The sequence below is a fragment of the Pseudoduganella rhizocola genome (genome assembly GCF_045984285.3).
Taxonomy (GTDB): domain Bacteria; phylum Pseudomonadota; class Gammaproteobacteria; order Burkholderiales; family Burkholderiaceae_D; genus Rugamonas.
Window position 1 is genome coordinate 213,715 of sequence record NZ_JBJQIK030000005.1, and the last position, 18,166, is coordinate 231,880.

An 18,166-nucleotide genomic window follows, 5' to 3' on the forward strand; every position below is an offset into this window, starting at 1 on the left:
TCAGGTTGCGGGCTCAGCAGTGGGATCAGGTCGAGATGACGGCCTTGATGGCGTCCATGGCGGCGCTGCCGGGGCGGGTGACGCGGACCTGGTTGCGGCCTTCTTCCTTGGCCACGTACATGGCGCGGTCGGCGGCCACGAACAGCGTTTCGATGTTATCGAGCTGGCTTGGGACGATGGTCGCCACCCCGATGCTGACCGTGATCCAGGCCGAGGTCAGGGAGCGCGGATGCGGCAGTTGCAGCCCTTCGACGTGGGCGCGCACCGATTCGGCCAGCATGGTGGCCGCTTCGGCATCCGTTTCCGCGAACAGCAGCACGAATTCCTCGCCGCCGTAGCGCGCCGCGATGTCGGTCACGCGCAGGGCGTGCGAGCTGATGGCCTGCGCCACTTCCTGCAGGCAGACGTCGCCCGCCGCATGGCCCAGCGTGTCGTTGTACAGCTTGAAGTGGTCCACATCCAGCACCACCAGCGACAGCGGCGAACCGGTGCGGATGGCGCGCTGCCATTCCTTCTCCAGGAAGCTGTCGAAGTGGCGGCGGTTGGCGATCTTGGTCAGCGGATCCACCATGGCGGCGCGCTGCAGCGCATCTTCCGACAGCTTGTGGTGCGTGATGTCGTGCAGCAGGCCGATGAACAGCGGCTGGCGCAGGAACATCGGCGTCAGCGTCAGGTCCATGCAGACCGAGGTGCCCAGCTTGTGGCGGATGATGACTTCGCGCGTGCCATGGCTGTGCGCCGTCTCCGGATTGGCCGCGTAGCGCGCAAAATATTCCAGGTATTCCTGCGCTACCAGGGGATTCAGCATCTCGGAGATGTATTTGCCCGCCAGCTCGTGGGCGTCGTACCCCAGGTAGCCGTCGCAGGCCGGATTGGTGAACTGGATGCGCCCATTGGCCTCGATGATCATCAGGCCCTCCGCCATATTATTGACGATGGTGCGCAGGCGCTCGGCCTGTTCCTGCTGCGTTTCCGAGCTGGCGCGGATCTGCAGCTGGGTGCGCACGCGGGCGCACACTTCGGCCATGCGCAGCGGCTTGGTGATGTAATCGACGGCGCCCAGGTCAAAGCCGGCCACCACGTCTTCGGTCTCGGTGCGGGCGCTCATGAACACCACCGGAATGCGCTGCGTGACCGGATGCGCCTTCAGCTGGCGGCAGGTTTCGAAGCCGTCGATGCCAGGCATCACCACGTCGAGCAGGATCAGGTCGGGATGCACCCGCCGCGCCAGTTGCAGCGCGCGCTCCCCCGAGTTCGCCACAAAAGTCTGATAGCCTTGTTCGACCATCAGCTTTCGCAGGGCGCTCAGGTTGTCCGGGGCATCGTCCACGATCAGGATCGCGGCGTCGCGCCGGGGAGCGTAACGGGTGCTACCGAGATTCATGTTGTCCTGTGCAAGTTGACTACCGGGAAGATCATACGCCTGCGTCAACGGAATAAATAGTGAAATCGGGAAAGTTTTTAGGACAATACGCCAAATTTTAATTTCCTGCGACACATTTGAATTTCCGTGTGGCAATCTTGCTCTGGTAGCGGTCACGCAATCGTGTGCCCATAAAAAACGGCGGCCCGTGGCCGCCGTTTTTTTCAGCAATGAAGCGAATTAGCCGCGCAAATCAGAGGCGCGCCTTGATCAGCTTGCCGAGGATTTCGATGCCCTGGCGAATACGCTCCGGCGGCACGGTCACGAAGGACAGGCGCAGGGTGTTGGTTTCCGGTTCGTTGGCGTAGAACGGCGCGCCCGGCACGAAAGCCACCTTGTTCTGGATCGCTTCGTCCAGCAGCTCCATGGCGTTGATGTGCTTCGGCAGCGTCACCCAGATGAACATCCCGCCTTCCGGCTTGGTCCAGCTGGCGCTGGCAGGGAAGTGTTCGGCCATCGCGTCCAGCATCACCTGGCACTGGTTGCCGTACAGCTGGCGGATGGTCGGAATGTGCTGGTCCAGGAAGCCGTCCTTCACCACTTCGTGCACCACCATCTGGGTCAGCTGCGCGGTGTGCAGGTCGGTGGCCTGTTTGGCCAGTTCCAGGCGGCGCACCAGCGGCAGCGGCGCCACCACGTAGCCGAGGCGGATACCCGGCGTCAGCACCTTGGAGAAGGAGCCCATATAGATTACGCCGTCCGGATTCATGTTCAGCATCTTCGGCATCGGGTCGCCCTTGTAGCTCAGCGAGCCGTAAGGATCGTCCTCGATCAGCGGCAGGCCCAGACGGGCGCAGGTTTCCACCAGTTCCTGGCGGCGCGCCACGGACAGCGAACGGCCGGTCGGGTTCTGGAAGTTCGGCAGCGCGTACAGCAGGCGCGCGCCTTCGGCCACGGCGTCCAGCGAGGACGGCACCAGGCCGTCGTCATCGGTCTGCACCGAAGCGAACTGCGGACGGTACACCGAGAAGGCCTGCAGGGCGCCCAGGTAGCTTGGCGTTTCCACCAGCACCTTGCTGCCCTCGTCGATCAGCACCTTGCCCAGCAGGTCCAGCGCCTGCTGCGAGCCGGAGGTCATCAGCACTTGTTCCGGCGCAATCTTCGCGCCATTGCCGGAGAGGGAATCGGCCACCCATTGACGCAGCGGCAGGTAGCCGTCGGTCGGGCCATACTGCAGCGCGGTCTTGCCGTTGGCGCTCAGTACCTTGTCGAACGCCGCTTTCATCACATCGACCGGGAAGGTGGCCGGCGAAGGCAGGCCGCCGGCGAAGGAGATGATTTCAGGCTGCTGCGTGATCTTCAGGATCTCGCGGATGAAAGAGCTTTGCAGCTGGGCAGCGCGTTCGGAGAAGCGCCACTGGATCGGGTTCGGGTTTTCGATTTTCATACCATTCTCTCGGAGGTGGGGGAACAAGCGCGCTTGTGGCGGGCCTTTTAAAGAGCGGCGCCGGGTAAGCGCCGCCCGCAATTCCAAATTAAGCTACTTCAGCGATCAGTTCAATTTCAACGCAGGCGCCGCGCGGAATCTGCGCCACGCCGAAGGCGGAGCGGGCGTGCTTGCCGGCGTCGCCGAACACTTCGCCCAGCAGCTCGGAGCAGCCGTTCGTTACCAGGTGCTGCTCGGTGTAGTCCGGGGTGGAATTCACCAGCGACATGACCTTGACGATGCGTTTCACGCGGGTCAGGTCGCCGCCAACGGCTTCCTGCAGCGTGCCCATCAGGTCGATGGCGATGGCGCGGGCCGCCTTCTGGCCTTCGGCCGTGTCGATATTCTTGCCCAGCTGGCCTACCCATGGGGTGCCGTCCGGCTTCTTGGCGATGTGGCCGGAGATGAAGACCAGGTTGCCGGTCTGCACGTACATGACGTAGGCAGCGACCGGGGCGGCAGGAGGGGCCAGGGTGATATCGAGCGACTTCAGTTTTTCGTAGACGGACATGTTCGGATTCCAAAAAATGAGGCGAAGACCGATATTGTATCAGCGGCGGATCTGCATGCGGCGGCCAAGGCCGACCGTTGCAATCACGCCCAGCGCAAACAGCATGTGCTCGCCCTGCAGCGGCTCGCCCAGCAGCAGGGCCGCGCCCAGCAGGGTAAGGAAGGGCTGCACCAGCTGCACCTGGCCCACCCGCGCTACGCCGCCGCGCACCATGCCGCGGTACCAGAAGAAGAAACCGAGGAACATCGAGAACACGCAGGTGTAGGCAAACGCCATCCAGGCCTGGCCGCTGGCCTGCGCCACGGCCGCCGGATCGGCCCGCCACTGCCATGCGGTCAGCGGCAGCACCACGGGCAGCGACAGCAGCAGCGCCCAGCTGATGGTCTGCTCGCCGCCCAGCGATTTCGACAGGCGGGCGCCTTCCGCATAGCCGAACGATGCCAGCAGGCCCGCCGCCAGGATGGCGATGTCGGCCAGGTGCAGGCTGCCGCTGTTCTGGCGCAGCGCAAACACAATCACCAGTGCCGTGCCGAGCGCGGCCACCGCCCAGAAGCCGGCCGAGGGCTTTTCCTGGCCGCGCAGCGCGGAAAACATGGCCGTCGCCAGCGGCAGAATGCCGACCAGTACCGCGCCGTGCGAAGCCGGTACCCACTGCATGGCAATCGAGGTCAGCAGCGGGAAGCCGATCACGCAGCCGCCCGCCACGGCGGCCAGCGCCGGCAGGTCGCCGCGTTTCGGCAGCGGCGCGCCTTTCCAGTACAGCCAGATGCCGGCCAGGATGGCGGCGATCACGGCGCGGCCCATGGCCACGAAGAGCGGATGCAGTTCCGCCACTGCCATGCGGGTGAAGGGCAGGGTGAGGCTGAAAATCGCGACCCCGATCAGCCCCAGCAGCATGCCCATGGTTTCGTCCGGCAGGCGGAGCGGGGCGGTAGACAGGGGGCGGGCTTGGGGCGGCATGATCTTCTCTTTGATTTGGTGGCAGACAAGGTGTATCGTAGAATAATTAACCAGTACAGTGCCTATACACTTTTCCATATCATTCGACATACTGTGACGGTAAAATGACCAGTACACTCGCCATGCCCCTGGCCCTGCTGTCGCGCGACGCGGGCGAATCGCTGATCGACCAGATCGTGCGCAGCGTCGCCGCGCGCATCGACGACCGGGTGCTGCGCAGCGGCAGCCGCATGCCCTCGATCCGGCGCTTTGCCGCGAGCCACGCGGTAAGTCCTTTCACGGTGGTGGCGGCCTATGACAAGCTGGTAGCGCGCGGCTACCTGGAATCGCGCCGCGGCGCCGGCTTCTTTATCCGCGACCGGGCGCCCATCAACGCCCCGCGGGCCGTCGCCGCCGAAGCGCCGCCGCAGCAGATGGACGTGGTCTGGCTGGTGCGGAATATGTTCCGCCAGCTGCCCTACCAGCATATGCCCGGCGCCGGCGTGCTGCCGACCGACTGGCTGGATGGCGGCGCCATTGCCAATGCCTTGCGCAATGTGAGCCGCCAGCATCCCGCCACCTTGCTGAACTACGGCCAGCCGCAGGGCTTCCTGCCGCTGCGCCAGCAGCTGCAGCACAAGCTGGCCGCCATCGACATCGGCGCCACGCCGGAGCAGTTCGTGACCACGGTGGGCGTGACGCAGGCGCTGGACCTGGTGGCGCGTGAATTCCTGCGCCCCGGCGATACGATTTTCGTGGACGATCCCGCCTGGTTCCTGATGTTCGGCTCGTTTACGGCACTGGGCGCGAAAGTCATCGGCATTCCGCGCCAGGCGGACGGGCCGGATATCGCCCGCCTGGCCGAGATGGCGGCGCTGCACAAGCCCAAGCTCTATGTCATCAACTCCATCCTGCACAATCCCACCTCCACCTCGATTTCGGCGGCCAAAGCCTTCCAGGTGCTGCGCATCGCGGAGGAGCATGACTTTACGGTGGTGGAAGACGATATCTACTGCGACCTGCATCCGGGCGCCCAGCCTGCGGTGCGCCTCGCGGCGCTGGACCAGCTGAAGCGGGTGATCTACCTGAGCGGCTTTTCGAAGACCATGGCGGCCAACCTGCGCGTCGGCTATATCGCGGCGGCGCCGGAGCTGGCGCAGCGCCTGGCCGACCGCAAGATGCTGCAGACCCTCACCAGCAGCGACATCGGCGAACGGGTGGCGTACAACATCCTGTCCGAAGGCCTGTACCGCAAGCACGCGGAGCGCATGCGCGGCCGTATCGACGCGGTGCGCGACCGCACCATGCGCCAGATGGAGCGGATTGGCCTGCGCCTGGCCAGCCAGCCCTCGGCCGGCATGTTCGTGTGGGCCGATACGGGGCGGGACACCAATGTCATGGCCGAGCGGGCCATGGCCGAAGGCATGCTGCTGGCGCCGGGCAGCCTGTTTTCGCCCAGCCAGCTGCCATCCACCTTCATGCGCCTGAACGTGGCCGCCATGCAGGATCCGGCCGTGTGGCGCTTCCTGGAACGGGAGATGCTGTCAAAAAGCTCTTGAAATCCCCCGGAACGCCCCCAGATTGCGCGAATCCGACCAACCTTATAAAACTATAGAGGATAACAATGGGCGATCACAAAGAAACCCTGGGCTTCCAGGCGGAAGTGAAACAACTGCTGCAGCTGATGATCCACTCCCTGTATTCGAACAAGGAGATCTTCCTGCGCGAACTGATTTCGAATGCCTCGGATGCAGCCGACAAGCTGCGCTTCGAAGCGATCAACAATGACGCGCTGTACGGCAACGACCACGAGCTGAAAATCAAGGTCAGTTTCGACAAGGCCGCGCGCACCATCACCATTTCGGACAACGGCATCGGCATGAGCCGCGACGAAGCCATTGCCCACCTGGGCACCATCGCCAAGTCGGGCACCAAGGAATTCTTCGGCAAGCTGTCCGGCGACCAGCAGAAGGACGCGGCCCTGATCGGCCAGTTTGGCGTGGGCTTCTATTCCGGCTTCATCGTGGCCGACAAGATCACCGTGGAATCGCGCCGCGCCGGCCTGGATGCCAAGGACGGCGTGCGCTGGGAATCGGCCGGCGAGGGCGATTACAGCATCGAGCAGATCGAGAAGACCTCGCGCGGCACCGACATCATCCTGCACCTGCGCGAAGGCGAGGATGAGCTGCTGTCGTCGTGGAAGCTGAAGTCCATCATCCGCAAATACTCTGACCATATCTCGCTGCCGATCCAGATGCAGAAGGAAGAATGGGACGAAGAGAAGAAGGAGATGGCGCTCAAGGACGAGCAGGAAACCATCAACCAGGCCAGCGCCCTGTGGGCCCGCAGCAAGAGCGACATCACGCCTGAGCAGTACGACGAGTTCTACAAGCACGTATCGCACGACTTCCAGTCGCCGCTGACCTACACCCACAACCGGGTGGAAGGCCGCAGCGAATATACCCAGCTGCTGTACATCCCGGCCAAGGCGCCGTTCGACCTGTGGGACCGCAACAAGCGCGGCGGTATCAAGCTCTATGTGAAGCGCGTCTTCATCATGGACGATGCCGAGCAGCTGATGCCGACCTACCTGCGTTTCGTCAAAGGCGTGATCGACTCGGCCGACCTGCCGCTGAACGTGTCGCGTGAAATCCTGCAGGAATCGCGCGACGTGAAAGCGATCCGCGAAGGTTCCACCAAGCGCGTGCTGGGCATGCTGGAAGAACTGGCGAATGCGGATGAGCAGGAGAAAAATGACAAGTACGCCACCTTCTGGACCGAATTCGGCCAGGTGCTGAAAGAGGGCATCGGCGAAGACGCGGCCAACAAGGACCGCCTGGCCAAGCTGCTGCGCTTCGCTTCCACCCATGGCGATTCCGACGCCCAGACCGTGTCGCTGGAAGACTACGTGGGCCGCATGAAGGAAGGCCAGGACAAGATCTACTACGTCACCGCCGACAGCTACACGGCGGCGAAAAACAGCCCGCACCTCGAAATCTTCCGCAAGAAGGGCGTTGAAGTGCTGCTGCTGACGGACCGCGTGGACGAGTGGATGCTGTCCTTCCTGACCGAGTTCGAAGGCAAGGAACTGGTGTCGGTGGCGAAGGGGGGCCTCGATCTCGGCAAGCTGGAAGACGAAGCCGAGAAGAAGGAGCACGAAGAGACCGAGACCCAGTACAAGGACCTGGTTGCGAAGATGAAGGAGTCGCTGGCCGACAAGGCCAAGGACGTGCGCGTCACCTTCCGCCTGACCGATTCGCCGGCCTGCCTGGTGGCGGACGAGCACGAGCTGTCCGGCAACCTGCTGCGCATGCTGAAAGCGGCCGGCCAGAACGCGCCGGAGTCCAAGCCGATTCTGGAAATCAACCCGAATCACCCGCTCGTCACCCGCCTGAAGTACGAAGGCCCGGACAGTGTCAAATTCGCCGACTGGTCGCACATCCTGTTCGACCAGGCCTTGCTGGCCGAAGGCGGATCGCTGAGCGACCCGGCCTCCTTCGTCAAGCGCATGAACGAAATGCTGCTCAGCGGCAAGTAAGCAAAGGGGCTTAGGCCCCTTTTTTTACGTCCGGCGCCGCCGCGCAATGCCGATGGCGAGGGGCACGCCCAGCAGCAGCATCATGGCGCTTGCCGGTTCCGGCACGGGCGCAGGCGCCAGGAAGCCGCGGATTTCGCCTCCGGGGTAGAGTGTGGTGTGGATGTTGAGATAGGCCATGCCGGCGTCCAGCCCGGCCAGCAGGGCGGCTTCCGCACCTGCCGTGGTGCCGCCGTTGTTGGCGATGAACGTGGCATTCCAGGTCGAGGCCAGCGAGGTGTCAAAGCTCATCAGGTAAGTGCCTTCGCTTACCCCGGAAGGGAAGCCGGTGAAGGTCGGCACCATGGTGGCCACGCCCGCCGTAGCGGGTGGCGCGACGCAGCAATGGATGTGTGCGGCTGTCACAGTTCCGAGCAGGTCGGTGAACACCGTCCCCACGGTCAGCGTATGGCTTGTTACATCGAATGTGACAATTGCGGCGCCGATGGCAGGCGAGGCGTTCGGCGTGGCTTCCTGCGCACCGGTCAGCGTGGCGCTGTAGCTGTCCGCCAGCACGGGGGCGCCGCATACGGCCAGCACCAGGGCGAGAATCAGGGATTTCATGTCGTCTCCTCCATTGCGGTTAAGGGCGGAGATCAACCATGCAAGAAACAGGCCGCACCGGCGCCGGCCAGCTGTGGCAGGGGCGCGGACTGCGATGCGCACGGCGAACTGCTTAAATGCTGAGCAAGACGCTGTATCAGTTCTGTTACAGACGCGTCGCGCACGGTTGAAACCATTGGGCGCTTTTTCGAGGTCGACTAAGTTAGAATGCAAACTTGCTTATATTCACCTTTTTGCCGTGCTGACCAGTTCTATGCAATCCAGCCATTGTTCTGTACTGCTGATCGACGACGAAGCACTCGCGCAGGACTATATCCGCCACAGCCTCGATGGCGATGCCGAAATCGCGCTGTGCTACAACTCCTGCTCCGAGCGCGCCGTGGAGCTGGCCGTCGAATGCCAGGCAACGGTGGTGCTGGTGGACCTGCGCATGCCCGGCACCGACGGCTTTGCCGTGGTGCGCCTGCTGCGCGGCGACGCGCGCACCGAACACCTCCCCATCATCCTGCTGTCCTCTGAAGACAGCGCGGACATCAAGGTCCAGGCTTTCGCCGCCGGCGCAAACGATTACCTCGTGAAGTGGCCGGATCCGCGCGAACTGGCAGCCCGCGTGCGCTATCACAGCGACGCCTATATCGCGCGGCGCCAGCGCGACGATGCCTTCGAATCGCTGGCGCGCAGCCAGGAAGAGCTGCGCGTGAGCCAGGCGGCCCTGCACCAGGCGCAGAAGATGGAAGCCATCGGCCAGCTGACCGGCGGCGTGGCCCACGATTTCAATAATGTGCTGCAGATCATAGGCGGCAACCTGCAGCTGCTGAAACTGATCGGCGGCGTCAGCGAAAGCGCCCGCGCGCGCATCGATACGGCGCTGGCCGGCGTGGAGCGCGGCGCGCGGCTGGCGGCCCACCTGCTGGCCTTCGCGCGCCGCCAGCCGCTGCAGGCCGTGGTGATCGATCCCGGCACAGTGCTGGGCGAGATGTACGACATGCTGCGCCGGGTGCTGGGCCCGCAGGCCGAAATCGTCACCGATATCGCGCCCGGCCTGTGGAATGTGGCGGTCGACCCCAGCCAGTTGCACAATGTTGTGCTGAACCTCGTCATCAACGCGCGTGACGCCATGCCGGGCGGCGGCAAGCTGACCATCCGCGCCGCCAATTGCTGCGCCGGTGCGCCGGAACTGCGTGAAGTCGGCGAAGGCGAGTATGTGATGCTGGAAGTGGCCGATACCGGCAAGGGCATGCCGCAGGACGTGCTGCAGCGCGCCTTCGAACCCTTCTTCACCACCAAGCCCACCGGCCAGGGCACGGGCCTCGGCCTGTCGATGGCCTATGGCTTCGTCAAGCAGTCCGGCGGCGAGATCGTGCTGAACAGCGTGCCGGGCCAGGGCACCAGCGTCCGCATCTTCCTGCGCCGCTGCGCGGCCGAACCGGTGCCGGAAGAGGAGCCGGGCAGCAGCGCGCTGTACGGCGGCGTGGAAACCATACTGGTGGTGGAGGACGAGGAGGATGTGCGCAGCGCCACGTCGGAACTGCTGTCGGCGCTGGGCTACCGCATCCTGGAAGCGCGCGACGCCGACCACGCGCTGGCGGTGATGGAAAATGCGCCGCCGATTGACCTGCTGTTTACCGATGTGATCATGCCGGGCAAGACCAGCAGCCTGGAACTGGCGGAACAGCTGCGCCGCAAATACCCGGAGGCGCAGGTGCTGTTCACGTCTGGGTATGCGGAAGGGGTGCTGGTACACCAGGGCAAGCTGGATCCTTCCATCAGCCTGCTGCATAAACCCTATAACGCCGATGTGCTCAGCGCGCGCATCCGGCACCTGATGCGCCGCCGCAGCAAGGCCGCTTAGTTGGGGCGCACGTAGCGCTGCGAACCTGGAGGCGGTTCGTTCAGTACCGCCCAGAAGATGCCCAGGTCCGAAATCGCGCGCACGAATTCCTTGAAGTCCACCGGTTTCACCACATAGGCATTCACGCCCAGTTCATAGCTGCGCACCAGGTCCTGCTCTTCGCGGGAGGAGGTGAGCATCACTACCGGCAGCGAGCGCAGCTCCTGCGTTGCACGGACTTCGCGCAGCACTTCCAGGCCGTCTACCTTCGGCAGCTTCAGGTCCAGCAGGATGACCGCGGGATTGCCTTTTTGCCGGCGCGCGTATTCGCCGCGGCAATGCAGGTAGTCCAGCGCCTCGGCGCCGTCGCGGACCACGATTACTTCATTGGCGAGCTGGCTTTTCTCCAGGGCGACAAGAGTCAGTTCCAGGTCGTTGGGATTATCTTCAACGAGCAGAATTGGCTTTAACATTTCTATCCTTCTTAAACAGGTGGCAGCACATCGGGAATACTGAAATAGAACACCGCTCCCTGGTCGGGATGCGATTCGGCCCAGACCCGGCCGCCATGGCGCTCGACGATGCGGCGCACATTGGCCAGGCCGATGCCGGTGCCCTGGAAATCTTCCATGCGGTGCAGGCGCTGGAACACGCCGAACAGCTTGTGCACATAATCCATATTGAAGCCGACGCCGTTGTCGGCCACGCTGAATATCTGCTCGCCGCCGCGGTGTACGGCGCTGACGCGGATGATGGCCGGGTCCCTCGGCGCCGTGAATTTGAGGGCATTCGAGAGCAGGTTGAACACGGCCAGGTGCAGGAACGCCGGATCGGCATGCACCACGGGCAGTTCGCCCACCTGCCATTGCACATTGCGCTGGCCGCTGTCGAGCGCCAGCTTCTCGACGCAGCCCTGCACCAGCTCGCGCATATTCACCTGCACCGGGCGCAGCGAGGCACGCCCCATCTGCGAAAAGCTGAGCAGGTCGTCCACCAGCTTGCCCGCCAGCCGCGCGGATTCCTTGATATTTTTGAGGAAGCGCTGGCGCTTCTCCGGCGTGGCCGCGGAATCGGCCTCCATCAGCAGGTCGCTGAAGCCCACGATATGGCGCAGCGGCGCGCGCAGGTCGTGCGACACCGAATACGAGAATGCTTCCAGTTCCTTGTTGGCGCGGCCCAGCTCTTCGGCCAGTTCCGCCATCTGCTCGGCGCGCTCCAGCGCGATGCCCAGCAGCGCGGTACGGAATTCCAGCGCCATTTCGATCTCGCCGGGATGCCAGGGCTGGCTGGCGCCATGAATGGTTTCGCGCCAGGAGGCAAAGCTGGTGCGGGGGCTGAGCTGCAGCGGCTCGCCCGGCGCCGCCGCCTTGGCGTGAGGATTGCCGGCCCAGTCGATGTTCTGCACCAGCTCCGGCCGGAACCACAGCAGGTAATGCTTGTGGATACGCGAAATCGGCATCGCCATCAGGCCGCTGGCGTTATGCAGCCATTCGGCCGCGGGAGGGTAAACTTCGCTCAGGCGGTCGGTATGGAAAAGGTCTTCATGGGCATGCTGCTCCAGCCATGACACCAGGGGACGCACGAAATCTTCCGGCGGAGTGTCCCCATAGAGGCGAACCTGTTCATCGAGGAAAATGGCGCCGCCGCCGGCGCGCGCGAACTGCAGCAGCTGCGGGAAAACGCCGCTCATATTGTCGATGAAGTCCGGTCCCTTGGTCAGGCCGGCCAGCACGGATACCATCACGCGCCGCGCCTCGAGCCGGAATTTCAGGTCGTCCGCATCCTCGCGGCTTTCCACCCGCAGCGCAAGAATCTGTCCCAGCTGCTCACAGGCGCTGCGCTTCTCGAACGGGATATGGCAGGGCTTCGCATTGTGGCAGGAGATCAGGCCCCACAAGCGTCCCTTCACCACAAGCGATACCGACATCGAAGCCATGGTGCCCATATTCCGCATGTACTGGAGGTGGATGGGCGATACGCTGCGCAGCGCGGCAAAGGACAGGTCGTTCGGCTTGCCGGTCAGCGGATTCAGCGCGGGCTCCAGCCGCGCAGCCTCGTAGTTCGCATCGGGAATCAGGCGGATGCGGTTCAGCAGATACAGTTCGCGCGCCTGGCGCGGAATGTCGGAAGCAGGGAAGTACTGGCCCAGGCAGGACGGCAGGCTGCCGTCGTTGCTTTCGGCCAGAACGTGGCCATTGCCCTCGGCGTCGAAGGAATACACCAGTACCCGGCCGAAGCCGGTCGCCTGGTGGACTTGCACCGCCGCCGCCGCGCACATCTGCTGCACCGAGTCGGCATCGTCCAGGGATTGCAGGAAGCGGGCGACCAGCGGGTAGAGGTGGCGGAAGTCCGCCGCCGAGTGCGTGACTGCCTCGAACTCCAGCATCAGCAGCCCGTCGTAGCTGTGTGCGAGCACGTCGTAATGCCGGCCGCTGGCCAGTGCCACCGTCGCGGCAAATACCGGGCGGGAGCTTAGTTTTTCCGGCGTGATTTCGCCCGCCAGCGCGCGCATCGCTTCTTCACCGACCAGTGCCGCCAGCGGCTGGCCCAGCAGCGCCGGGACCGCCTGATCCAGGTGCTGTAAAACATTGTTGCTGGCCTGGACTACTTTTAGTTGCGGCGTAAGCGAGAGCACAAAACCGTGCGGCTGCACGCTGCCTGGAGTCCTGATCGGTTCCTGTTCACAACTGCTCAGGTCGAGGATGGGCGCCGGTTTTGTCATACACAGGATTTTAGCGGAAATGCCCGCGCTACAAACCTCGAATATTAATTAGCGCACACTTTGAAGTAAGAAAGTTTCCTGACCACAGCTTTTTCGCGAGCGGCGCACTTCAGGCGAGCTGCAGCTGCGCGAACTGCCGTCGCGCGCATAGCAGACACGCAGTTCACGCAGGAAGCGGCCGCTGCCGCTGCAGAAGGGCAATACCGAGCTCGGCTGCATACCCGGATTGGCCGCCTGGAAGGCCTGCACGAGGCCTGCGGTATCGACCCGCAGCGGTTTCACCGGCCGCTGGTAGGGCGCCGGAATCTTGAGTCCATCATGCAGTTTTGCCGACAGCGCCAGGTAGCCTTCCGGACCGAGGCCGGAGCAGGTGCCGTGTTTTTCCCATTCATGCCCGATCAGCTTGGGCGAGGGGTACATGCCGGCGTAGCGTTTGCGCAGCGCATCCGGCAGCTTCTCCTCCGAGCAGTTGGACGGGAATTTCTTGTAATCGTACTGCGGCCACAGGCCGTGCAGCACGAAGCCCAGCCGCCTGCCGGCCGCGCATTGCGCCGGGTCGCTGTCGCCGCGGCTCGCGCAATAGTCCGGCGACCAGCTCAGGGACAGGATGTAATAGTCGAAGTCGCCCGGCCGGCTTGGCTGCGCCGCGGCTGGCAGTGCGGCGCCCAGGGCAAAGAGCAGGGGCATGAGTCGGCGCATCTCAGTTGCCCTCCGTGCGCGGCGTATCGCGCATGAAGAATTCCAGCGTGCCACCCGCCGCGATATCGCGGTGGTGCAGGAAAGGCTGCTTCAGGGGCTTGCCGTTCAGGAGCATGCGGTCCACGTAGAAAGCCTTGGCGCTCAGGCCGTGCGCCACCATCGTGAAGCGCTTGCCGCCTGCCAGCTTCAGCACCGCGCGGTCCAGGCGCGGTGTGCCGATGGCATACACCTGGTCGTTCGGCGAGACGGGATAGAAGCCAAGCGCGCTGAAGATATACCAGGCCGACATCTGGCCCAGGTCGTCGTTGCCCGGCAGGCCGTCGGGGCGCGCGAAATACATGGCGTCCATCACCTGGTGCACGCGCTGCTGCGTCTTCCATGGCTGGCCGGCGTAGTTGTACAGGTAGGCGATGTGGTGGCTCGGCTCATTGCCCGCCACGTACTGGCCCACCAGGCCGGCGATGTCTTCGTGCTCCTTGATCTTGTCCTTGCTGACTTCCGTGTCGAACAGGTGGTCCAGGCCCTGCACGAACTTGTCCTTGCCGCCCTTGATGGCGATCAGGCCCGGCACGTCGTGCGGCACGTACCAGGAATACTGCATCGAGCTGCCTTCGGTGAAGGCGCTGCGCTTCTGCGCCAGCTCGGGGTCGAAAGGTTCTTCCCAGCTGCCGTCCGCATTGCGGCCGCGCATGAAGCCGATGCGGGTGTCGAAGGTGTTGCGGTAATTCTGCGAGCGCTTCAGGTAGTGCTGGTAGTCGGCCTGCTTGCCCATGGCCTTCGCCAGCTGGGCGATGGCGTAGTCGTCGTAGGCATATTCCGCAGTCTTCGAGGCGGCTTCGTTCTGCTTGTCGTGCGCCACCCAGCCCTTGTCGATGTAGTGGTCCAGGCCCGCGAAGTCGCGCCGGTTGGCGGTGTCGGTCACGGCTTTCCAGGCCAGCGCCGTATCGTAGTTGCGAATGCCTTTCGCGTAGGCGTCGGCGATCACCGATACGGCGTGGTAGCCGATCATGGTGCCGGTCTCGTTGCCGTGGAAGCTCCAGATCGGCAGCATGTTGACAGGGCTCTGCTGGTAGTGCGCCAGCATCGACGTCACCATATCGCCCACGCGCTCCGGCTGCGTGTAGGTAAACAGCGGATGCAGCGCGCGGTAGGTATCCCACAGCGAGAAGATGCTGTAGTTGGTGGTCTTGGTGCTGTGGATGTTCTGGTCCAGGCCACGGTATTTGCCGTCCACGTCGTTGAAGACCACGGGGCCCAGCACCGTGTGGTAGAGGGAGCTGTAGAACATCTTCTTGTTCTCTTCGCTGCCCTGTACGTCGAACTTGTTCAGCTCCGCCACCCATTTTTTCTTCGCATCGGCGCGCACCTTGTCGAAGTCCCAGTGCGGCACCTCGGCCTTCAGGTTCTTCATCGCGCCTTCCGGGCTCACGAAGGATATGCCGACCTTCAGCAGCACCTGCTCGCCTTCATTCGTTTTGAAATCGACGAAGGCTTTCAGCGAACGGCCCTGCAGCTCGGGCAGGGTGAGGATTTCGGCGGCTCCTTCCGCTTTGGTGCGGGCCGGGCGGCCGTAGCGTTTCTCGTCCTCGCGCACCATGCCGAACTTGTCGAAGGGTTTGGAGAACTGCATGGCGAAGTAGATGGGCTTGAACTTGGCCCAGCCGGTGGTCATGCGGTAGCCCACGATGGTCTTGTTGTCCACCACGCGCAGCTGGCTCCACAGCACCTTCTCTTCGGTGTTGTAGATGGCATGGCTCATGTCGATCAGCACGTGGGCGCTGTCCGATTTGGGGAAGGTGTAGCGGTGCATGCCCACGCGCTCGGTGGCCGTCAGCTCGGCGCGGATGCCGTAATCCTTCAGGCCCACGGCGTAGTAGCCCGGCTGCGCCACTTCATCATCGTGGCTGTAGAAGGAGCGGTAGCCCGCTTCGCCGGCGCTGCCCGGCTGCAGGTTCACCTTGCCGGTGATCGGCATCACCAGGATGTCGCCCAGGTCGGAGTGGCCGGTGCCGCTGAAATGGGTGTGGCTGAAGCCAAGGATCACCTTGTCCTCATGCCGGTAGCCGGCGGCCCAGGCGTAGCAGCATTCGGTGAAATTGCCCTTGAAGACGCCGTTCTTCGTGTCCGGGCTCAGTTGCACCAGGCCGAAGGGGACGGTGGCGCCGGGATAGGTATGGCCCTCGCCGCCGGTGCCGATCATGGGATCGGCATAGTCATACGGCGTTTTCGGCTTGTCGGCGGCGTGGGAGGAAGCGCTGAGAACCAGCAGCGCTGCGGTGATGAGGGGTTTGAAGCCTGGCATGGTTCTCCTTGAGTTTTTTAGAGTGCGGTCCTCAATGCGAAAAGTTCGGGGAACAGCACAACGTCCAGCATTTTGCGCAGATAGCTTACACCGGCTGTGCCGCCGGTGCCAGTCTTGAAGCCAATGATGCGCTCCACCGTCGTCACATGGCGGAAGCGCCAGAAGCGGAAGGCCGTTTCGAGGTCGACCAGTTTTTCGGCCAGCTCGTACAGCGCCCAGTGGTGTTCGGGATCCTTGTAGACTTCCAGCCAGGCCGCTTTTACCGATTCGTCGGCCACCGTCGGCTGTGTGGGATCGGCGTTCAGGCGCGCTTCCGAGACTGGCAGGCCGTTGCGGGCCAGCAGGCGGATCGCCTCATCGTAGACCGAAGGCTCGTTCAGCGCCTTCTCCAGGATGGCATAGGTCTCGGGCGTAGTGTTGTGCACCGAGAGCAGCCTGGCGTTCTTGTTACCGAGGATGAATTCGATCTCGCGGTACTGGTAGGACTGGAAGCCGGAGGACGCGCCGAGGTAGGGGCGGATCGCCGTGTATTCCGGCGGCGTCATCGTCGCCAGCACATCCCAGGCGTGCACCAGCTGGTCCATGATGCGCGCCACGCGGGCCAGCATCTTGAAAGCCGGGGGCAGGTCGCCGCTGCGCAGGTGCTCGCGCACCGCGTGCATCTCGTGCAGCATCAGCTTCATCCACAATTCGCTGGTCTGGTGCTGCACGATGAACAGCAGCTCATTGTGGTTCGGCGACAGCGGGTGCTGGGCCGTGAGGATCTTATCCAGCGCCAGGTAGTCGCCATAGCTCATGGACTTCGAGAAATCCATCTGTGCGCCGTGCCACTGGCCGGCCGGTTCTTTGTCGTCGCTCATAAAAGTACTCAGGTGACTGCGCCGCGTTCCGCGGCAATATCGTAGGCCTTGTTGTCGAGGATCTGCTTCAGGATCTCGACCGCGTCCCACACATCGGCAAAGCTGGTGTACAGCGGCGTGAAGCCGAAGCGCATGATATGCGGTTCGCGGTAATCGCCGATCACGCCGCGTGCAATCAGGGCCGCCATCACCGCATAGCCATGCGGATGGGCGAAGCTGACCTGGCTGCCGCGCCGCGCATGCTCGCGCGGCGTCACCAGCTCCAGCGGATGGCCGGCGCAGCGCGCCTCCACCAGCGCGATGAACAGGTCGGTCAGGGCCAGCGATTTCTCGCGGATGGCGGCCATGCTGGTCTGCGCGAAAATCTCCAGCCCGCATTCCACCATGGCCAGCGACACGATGGGCTGGGTGCCGCACAGGGCGCGGCCGATGCCGTCGGTGGGGGCGAAGTGGGGCGCCATGGCAAATGGCGCGGCGTGGCCCCACCAGCCGGACAGGGGCTGGCGGAACTGCGCCTGGTGGCGCTGCGGGACCCAGATGAAGGCCGGGGCGCCGGGGCCGCCGTTCAGGTATTTGTAGGTGCAGCCGATGGCGAAATCGGCGCCGTCGCGGTTCAGGTCCACCGGCACCGCGCCTGCCGAATGCGCCAGGTCCCATACCGTCACTGCGCCGTGCTGGCGGGCGAGGGCGGAGAGGGCGGCCATATCGTGCTGGTAGCCGCTGCGGTAGTTCACGTGGGTGAGCATCAGCACGGCGGTATCGGCGCCCAGCGCGCCTGGAATCTCCTCCGGCGTATCGACCAGGCGGAGCTGGTAGCCACGGTCCAGCCAGGAGGCCAGGCCCTGCGCCATATAGATATCGGTGGGGAAATTGCTGCGTTCGGTCACGATGACCTTGCGCTGCGCGTCGCCCGCCTGCAGCTGCAGGGCGCCGGCCAGGGCCTTGAACAGGTTGACCGAGGTGGTATCGGTGACAACGACCTCGGATGCCTCGGCGCCGACCAGCGGCGCCAGCAGGTCGCCGAGGCGGCGCGGCATCTGGAACCAGCCTGCCGAATTCCAGCTGGTGATCAGGTCCTTGCCCCATTCCTGGGCGATCACGGCGGTGGCGCGGGTGAGGGCGGCTTTGGGGCGGGCGCCCAAAGAGTTGCCATCCAGATAAATCACGCCGGCGGGGAGGTCGAACAGCTCGCGCAGCGGGGCCAGCGGGTCGCCTGCGTCGCGGTCCAGGCAGTCGGATCGGGTCAGCATAAAATTAGTTGAAGCTTGAAGAAAATGGCAGTCTAGCATGCTTTGGCGGCCCTTCCATGCGCCAG

At 63.9% G+C, this 18,166-nt stretch carries 14 protein-coding genes; 3 read left to right on the forward strand and 11 right to left on the reverse strand.

All coding sequences use genetic code 11. From position 1 onward, the window contains the following. Positions 1-25: 25 nt before the first annotated feature. From ACJRPG_RS13965 to ACJRPG_RS13980, 4 genes are all read right to left on the reverse strand, one after another. Positions 26-1,384, reverse strand: a complete 1,359-nt coding sequence (locus tag ACJRPG_RS13965) for a diguanylate cyclase (RefSeq protein WP_408000699.1) — start codon at positions 1,382-1,384, stop codon at positions 26-28. Positions 1,385-1,616: 232 nt separating this feature from the next. Then, a complete protein-coding gene (locus tag ACJRPG_RS13970; protein ID WP_408000700.1) occupies positions 1,617-2,810 on the reverse strand; it encodes an aminotransferase-like domain-containing protein in 1,194 nt (397 codons plus the stop codon). 88 nt (positions 2,811-2,898) lie between these two features. Next, the gene (locus ACJRPG_RS13975; protein ID WP_408000701.1) at positions 2,899-3,360 is read right to left on the reverse strand and encodes a RidA family protein; all 462 of its coding nucleotides are present in this window, start codon (positions 3,358-3,360) and stop codon (positions 2,899-2,901) included. A 39-nt stretch (positions 3,361-3,399) separates the two neighbouring features. After that, positions 3,400-4,320, reverse strand: coding sequence for a DMT family transporter (locus ACJRPG_RS13980; RefSeq protein ID WP_408000702.1), 921 nt, complete (start codon positions 4,318-4,320; stop codon positions 3,400-3,402). Positions 4,321-4,424: 104 nt separating this feature from the next. On the opposite strand from ACJRPG_RS13980, the gene ACJRPG_RS13985 reads away from it, so the two are divergent. Then, complete coding sequence (locus tag ACJRPG_RS13985; RefSeq protein ID WP_408000703.1) at positions 4,425-5,858, forward strand: aminotransferase-like domain-containing protein; 1,434 nt, start codon at positions 4,425-4,427, stop codon at positions 5,856-5,858. Positions 5,859-5,923: 65 nt separating this feature from the next. Continuing rightward, the gene (gene htpG / locus ACJRPG_RS13990) at positions 5,924-7,837 is read left to right on the forward strand and encodes a molecular chaperone HtpG (RefSeq protein WP_408000704.1); all 1,914 of its coding nucleotides are present in this window, start codon (positions 5,924-5,926) and stop codon (positions 7,835-7,837) included. A 24-nt stretch (positions 7,838-7,861) separates the two neighbouring features. Here the strand turns inward: htpG and ACJRPG_RS13995 are convergent, their stop codons facing one another. Further along, entirely contained in the window at positions 7,862-8,437 is a 576-nt protein-coding gene (locus ACJRPG_RS13995; RefSeq protein WP_408000705.1) for a CHRD domain-containing protein, read from the reverse strand. A 253-nt stretch (positions 8,438-8,690) separates the two neighbouring features. On the opposite strand from ACJRPG_RS13995, the gene ACJRPG_RS14000 reads away from it, so the two are divergent. Continuing rightward, positions 8,691-10,289 carry a response regulator gene (locus ACJRPG_RS14000; protein ID WP_408000706.1) on the forward strand — a complete coding sequence of 533 codons (1,599 nt, stop codon included), beginning with the start codon at positions 8,691-8,693 and terminating at the stop codon, positions 10,287-10,289. Here the strand turns inward: ACJRPG_RS14000 and ACJRPG_RS14005 are convergent. Genes ACJRPG_RS14005 through kynU form a run of 6 tightly spaced genes read right to left on the reverse strand, consistent with a single transcriptional unit; the run spans position 10,286 to position 18,101 of the window. Beyond that, entirely contained in the window at positions 10,286-10,741 is a 456-nt protein-coding gene (locus ACJRPG_RS14005; RefSeq protein ID WP_408000707.1) for a response regulator, read from the reverse strand. The two genes, ACJRPG_RS14000 and ACJRPG_RS14005, sit on opposite strands and share 4 nt — an antisense overlap. Positions 10,742-10,752: 11 nt before the next feature. After that, positions 10,753-12,990 (reverse strand): ATP-binding protein, encoded by a 2,238-nt coding sequence (locus tag ACJRPG_RS14010; protein WP_408000708.1) that lies wholly within the window; start codon positions 12,988-12,990, stop codon positions 10,753-10,755. Positions 12,991-13,038: 48 nt separating this feature from the next. After that, a complete protein-coding gene (locus tag ACJRPG_RS14015; RefSeq protein ID WP_408000709.1) occupies positions 13,039-13,689 on the reverse strand; it encodes a ribonuclease T2 family protein in 651 nt (216 codons plus the stop codon). Between the two features lies 1 nt (position 13,690). Next, complete coding sequence (locus tag ACJRPG_RS14020) at positions 13,691-15,991, reverse strand: GH92 family glycosyl hydrolase (protein ID WP_408000710.1); 2,301 nt, start codon at positions 15,989-15,991, stop codon at positions 13,691-13,693. A 17-nt stretch (positions 15,992-16,008) separates the two neighbouring features. Continuing rightward, complete coding sequence (gene kynA / locus ACJRPG_RS14025) at positions 16,009-16,851, reverse strand: tryptophan 2,3-dioxygenase (RefSeq protein WP_408000711.1); 843 nt, start codon at positions 16,849-16,851, stop codon at positions 16,009-16,011. Between the two features lie 8 nt (positions 16,852-16,859). Continuing rightward, positions 16,860-18,101, reverse strand: a complete 1,242-nt coding sequence (gene kynU / locus ACJRPG_RS14030; RefSeq protein ID WP_408000712.1) for a kynureninase — start codon at positions 18,099-18,101, stop codon at positions 16,860-16,862. Positions 18,102-18,166: the final 65 nt, after the last annotated feature.

What these genes read in the sequence shown, in the direction of transcription:
- ACJRPG_RS14020 (WP_408000710.1), bottom strand. Translation starts at nt 15,991, where the DNA reads ATGCCAGGCTTCAAACCCCTCATCACCGCAGCGCTGCTGGTTCTCAGC.
- ACJRPG_RS13995 (WP_408000705.1), bottom strand. Translation starts at nt 8,437, where the DNA reads ATGAAATCCCTGATTCTCGCCCTGGTGCTGGCCGTATGCGGCGCCCCC.
- ACJRPG_RS13970 (WP_408000700.1), bottom strand. Translation starts at nt 2,810, where the DNA reads ATGAAAATCGAAAACCCGAACCCGATCCAGTGGCGCTTCTCCGAACGC.
- kynA (WP_408000711.1), bottom strand. Translation starts at nt 16,851, where the DNA reads ATGAGCGACGACAAAGAACCGGCCGGCCAGTGGCACGGCGCACAGATG.
- ACJRPG_RS14005 (WP_408000707.1), bottom strand. Translation starts at nt 10,741, where the DNA reads ATGTTAAAGCCAATTCTGCTCGTTGAAGATAATCCCAACGACCTGGAA.
- ACJRPG_RS13985 (WP_408000703.1), top strand. Translation starts at nt 4,425, where the DNA reads ATGACCAGTACACTCGCCATGCCCCTGGCCCTGCTGTCGCGCGACGCG.
- ACJRPG_RS13980 (WP_408000702.1), bottom strand. Translation starts at nt 4,320, where the DNA reads ATGCCGCCCCAAGCCCGCCCCCTGTCTACCGCCCCGCTCCGCCTGCCG.
- ACJRPG_RS14010 (WP_408000708.1), bottom strand. Translation starts at nt 12,990, where the DNA reads ATGACAAAACCGGCGCCCATCCTCGACCTGAGCAGTTGTGAACAGGAA.
- ACJRPG_RS14000 (WP_408000706.1), top strand. Translation starts at nt 8,691, where the DNA reads ATGCAATCCAGCCATTGTTCTGTACTGCTGATCGACGACGAAGCACTC.
- ACJRPG_RS13965 (WP_408000699.1), bottom strand. Translation starts at nt 1,384, where the DNA reads ATGAATCTCGGTAGCACCCGTTACGCTCCCCGGCGCGACGCCGCGATC.
- kynU (WP_408000712.1), bottom strand. Translation starts at nt 18,101, where the DNA reads ATGCTGACCCGATCCGACTGCCTGGACCGCGACGCAGGCGACCCGCTG.
- htpG (WP_408000704.1), top strand. Translation starts at nt 5,924, where the DNA reads ATGGGCGATCACAAAGAAACCCTGGGCTTCCAGGCGGAAGTGAAACAA.
- ACJRPG_RS13975 (WP_408000701.1), bottom strand. Translation starts at nt 3,360, where the DNA reads ATGTCCGTCTACGAAAAACTGAAGTCGCTCGATATCACCCTGGCCCCT.
- ACJRPG_RS14015 (WP_408000709.1), bottom strand. Translation starts at nt 13,689, where the DNA reads ATGCGCCGACTCATGCCCCTGCTCTTTGCCCTGGGCGCCGCACTGCCA.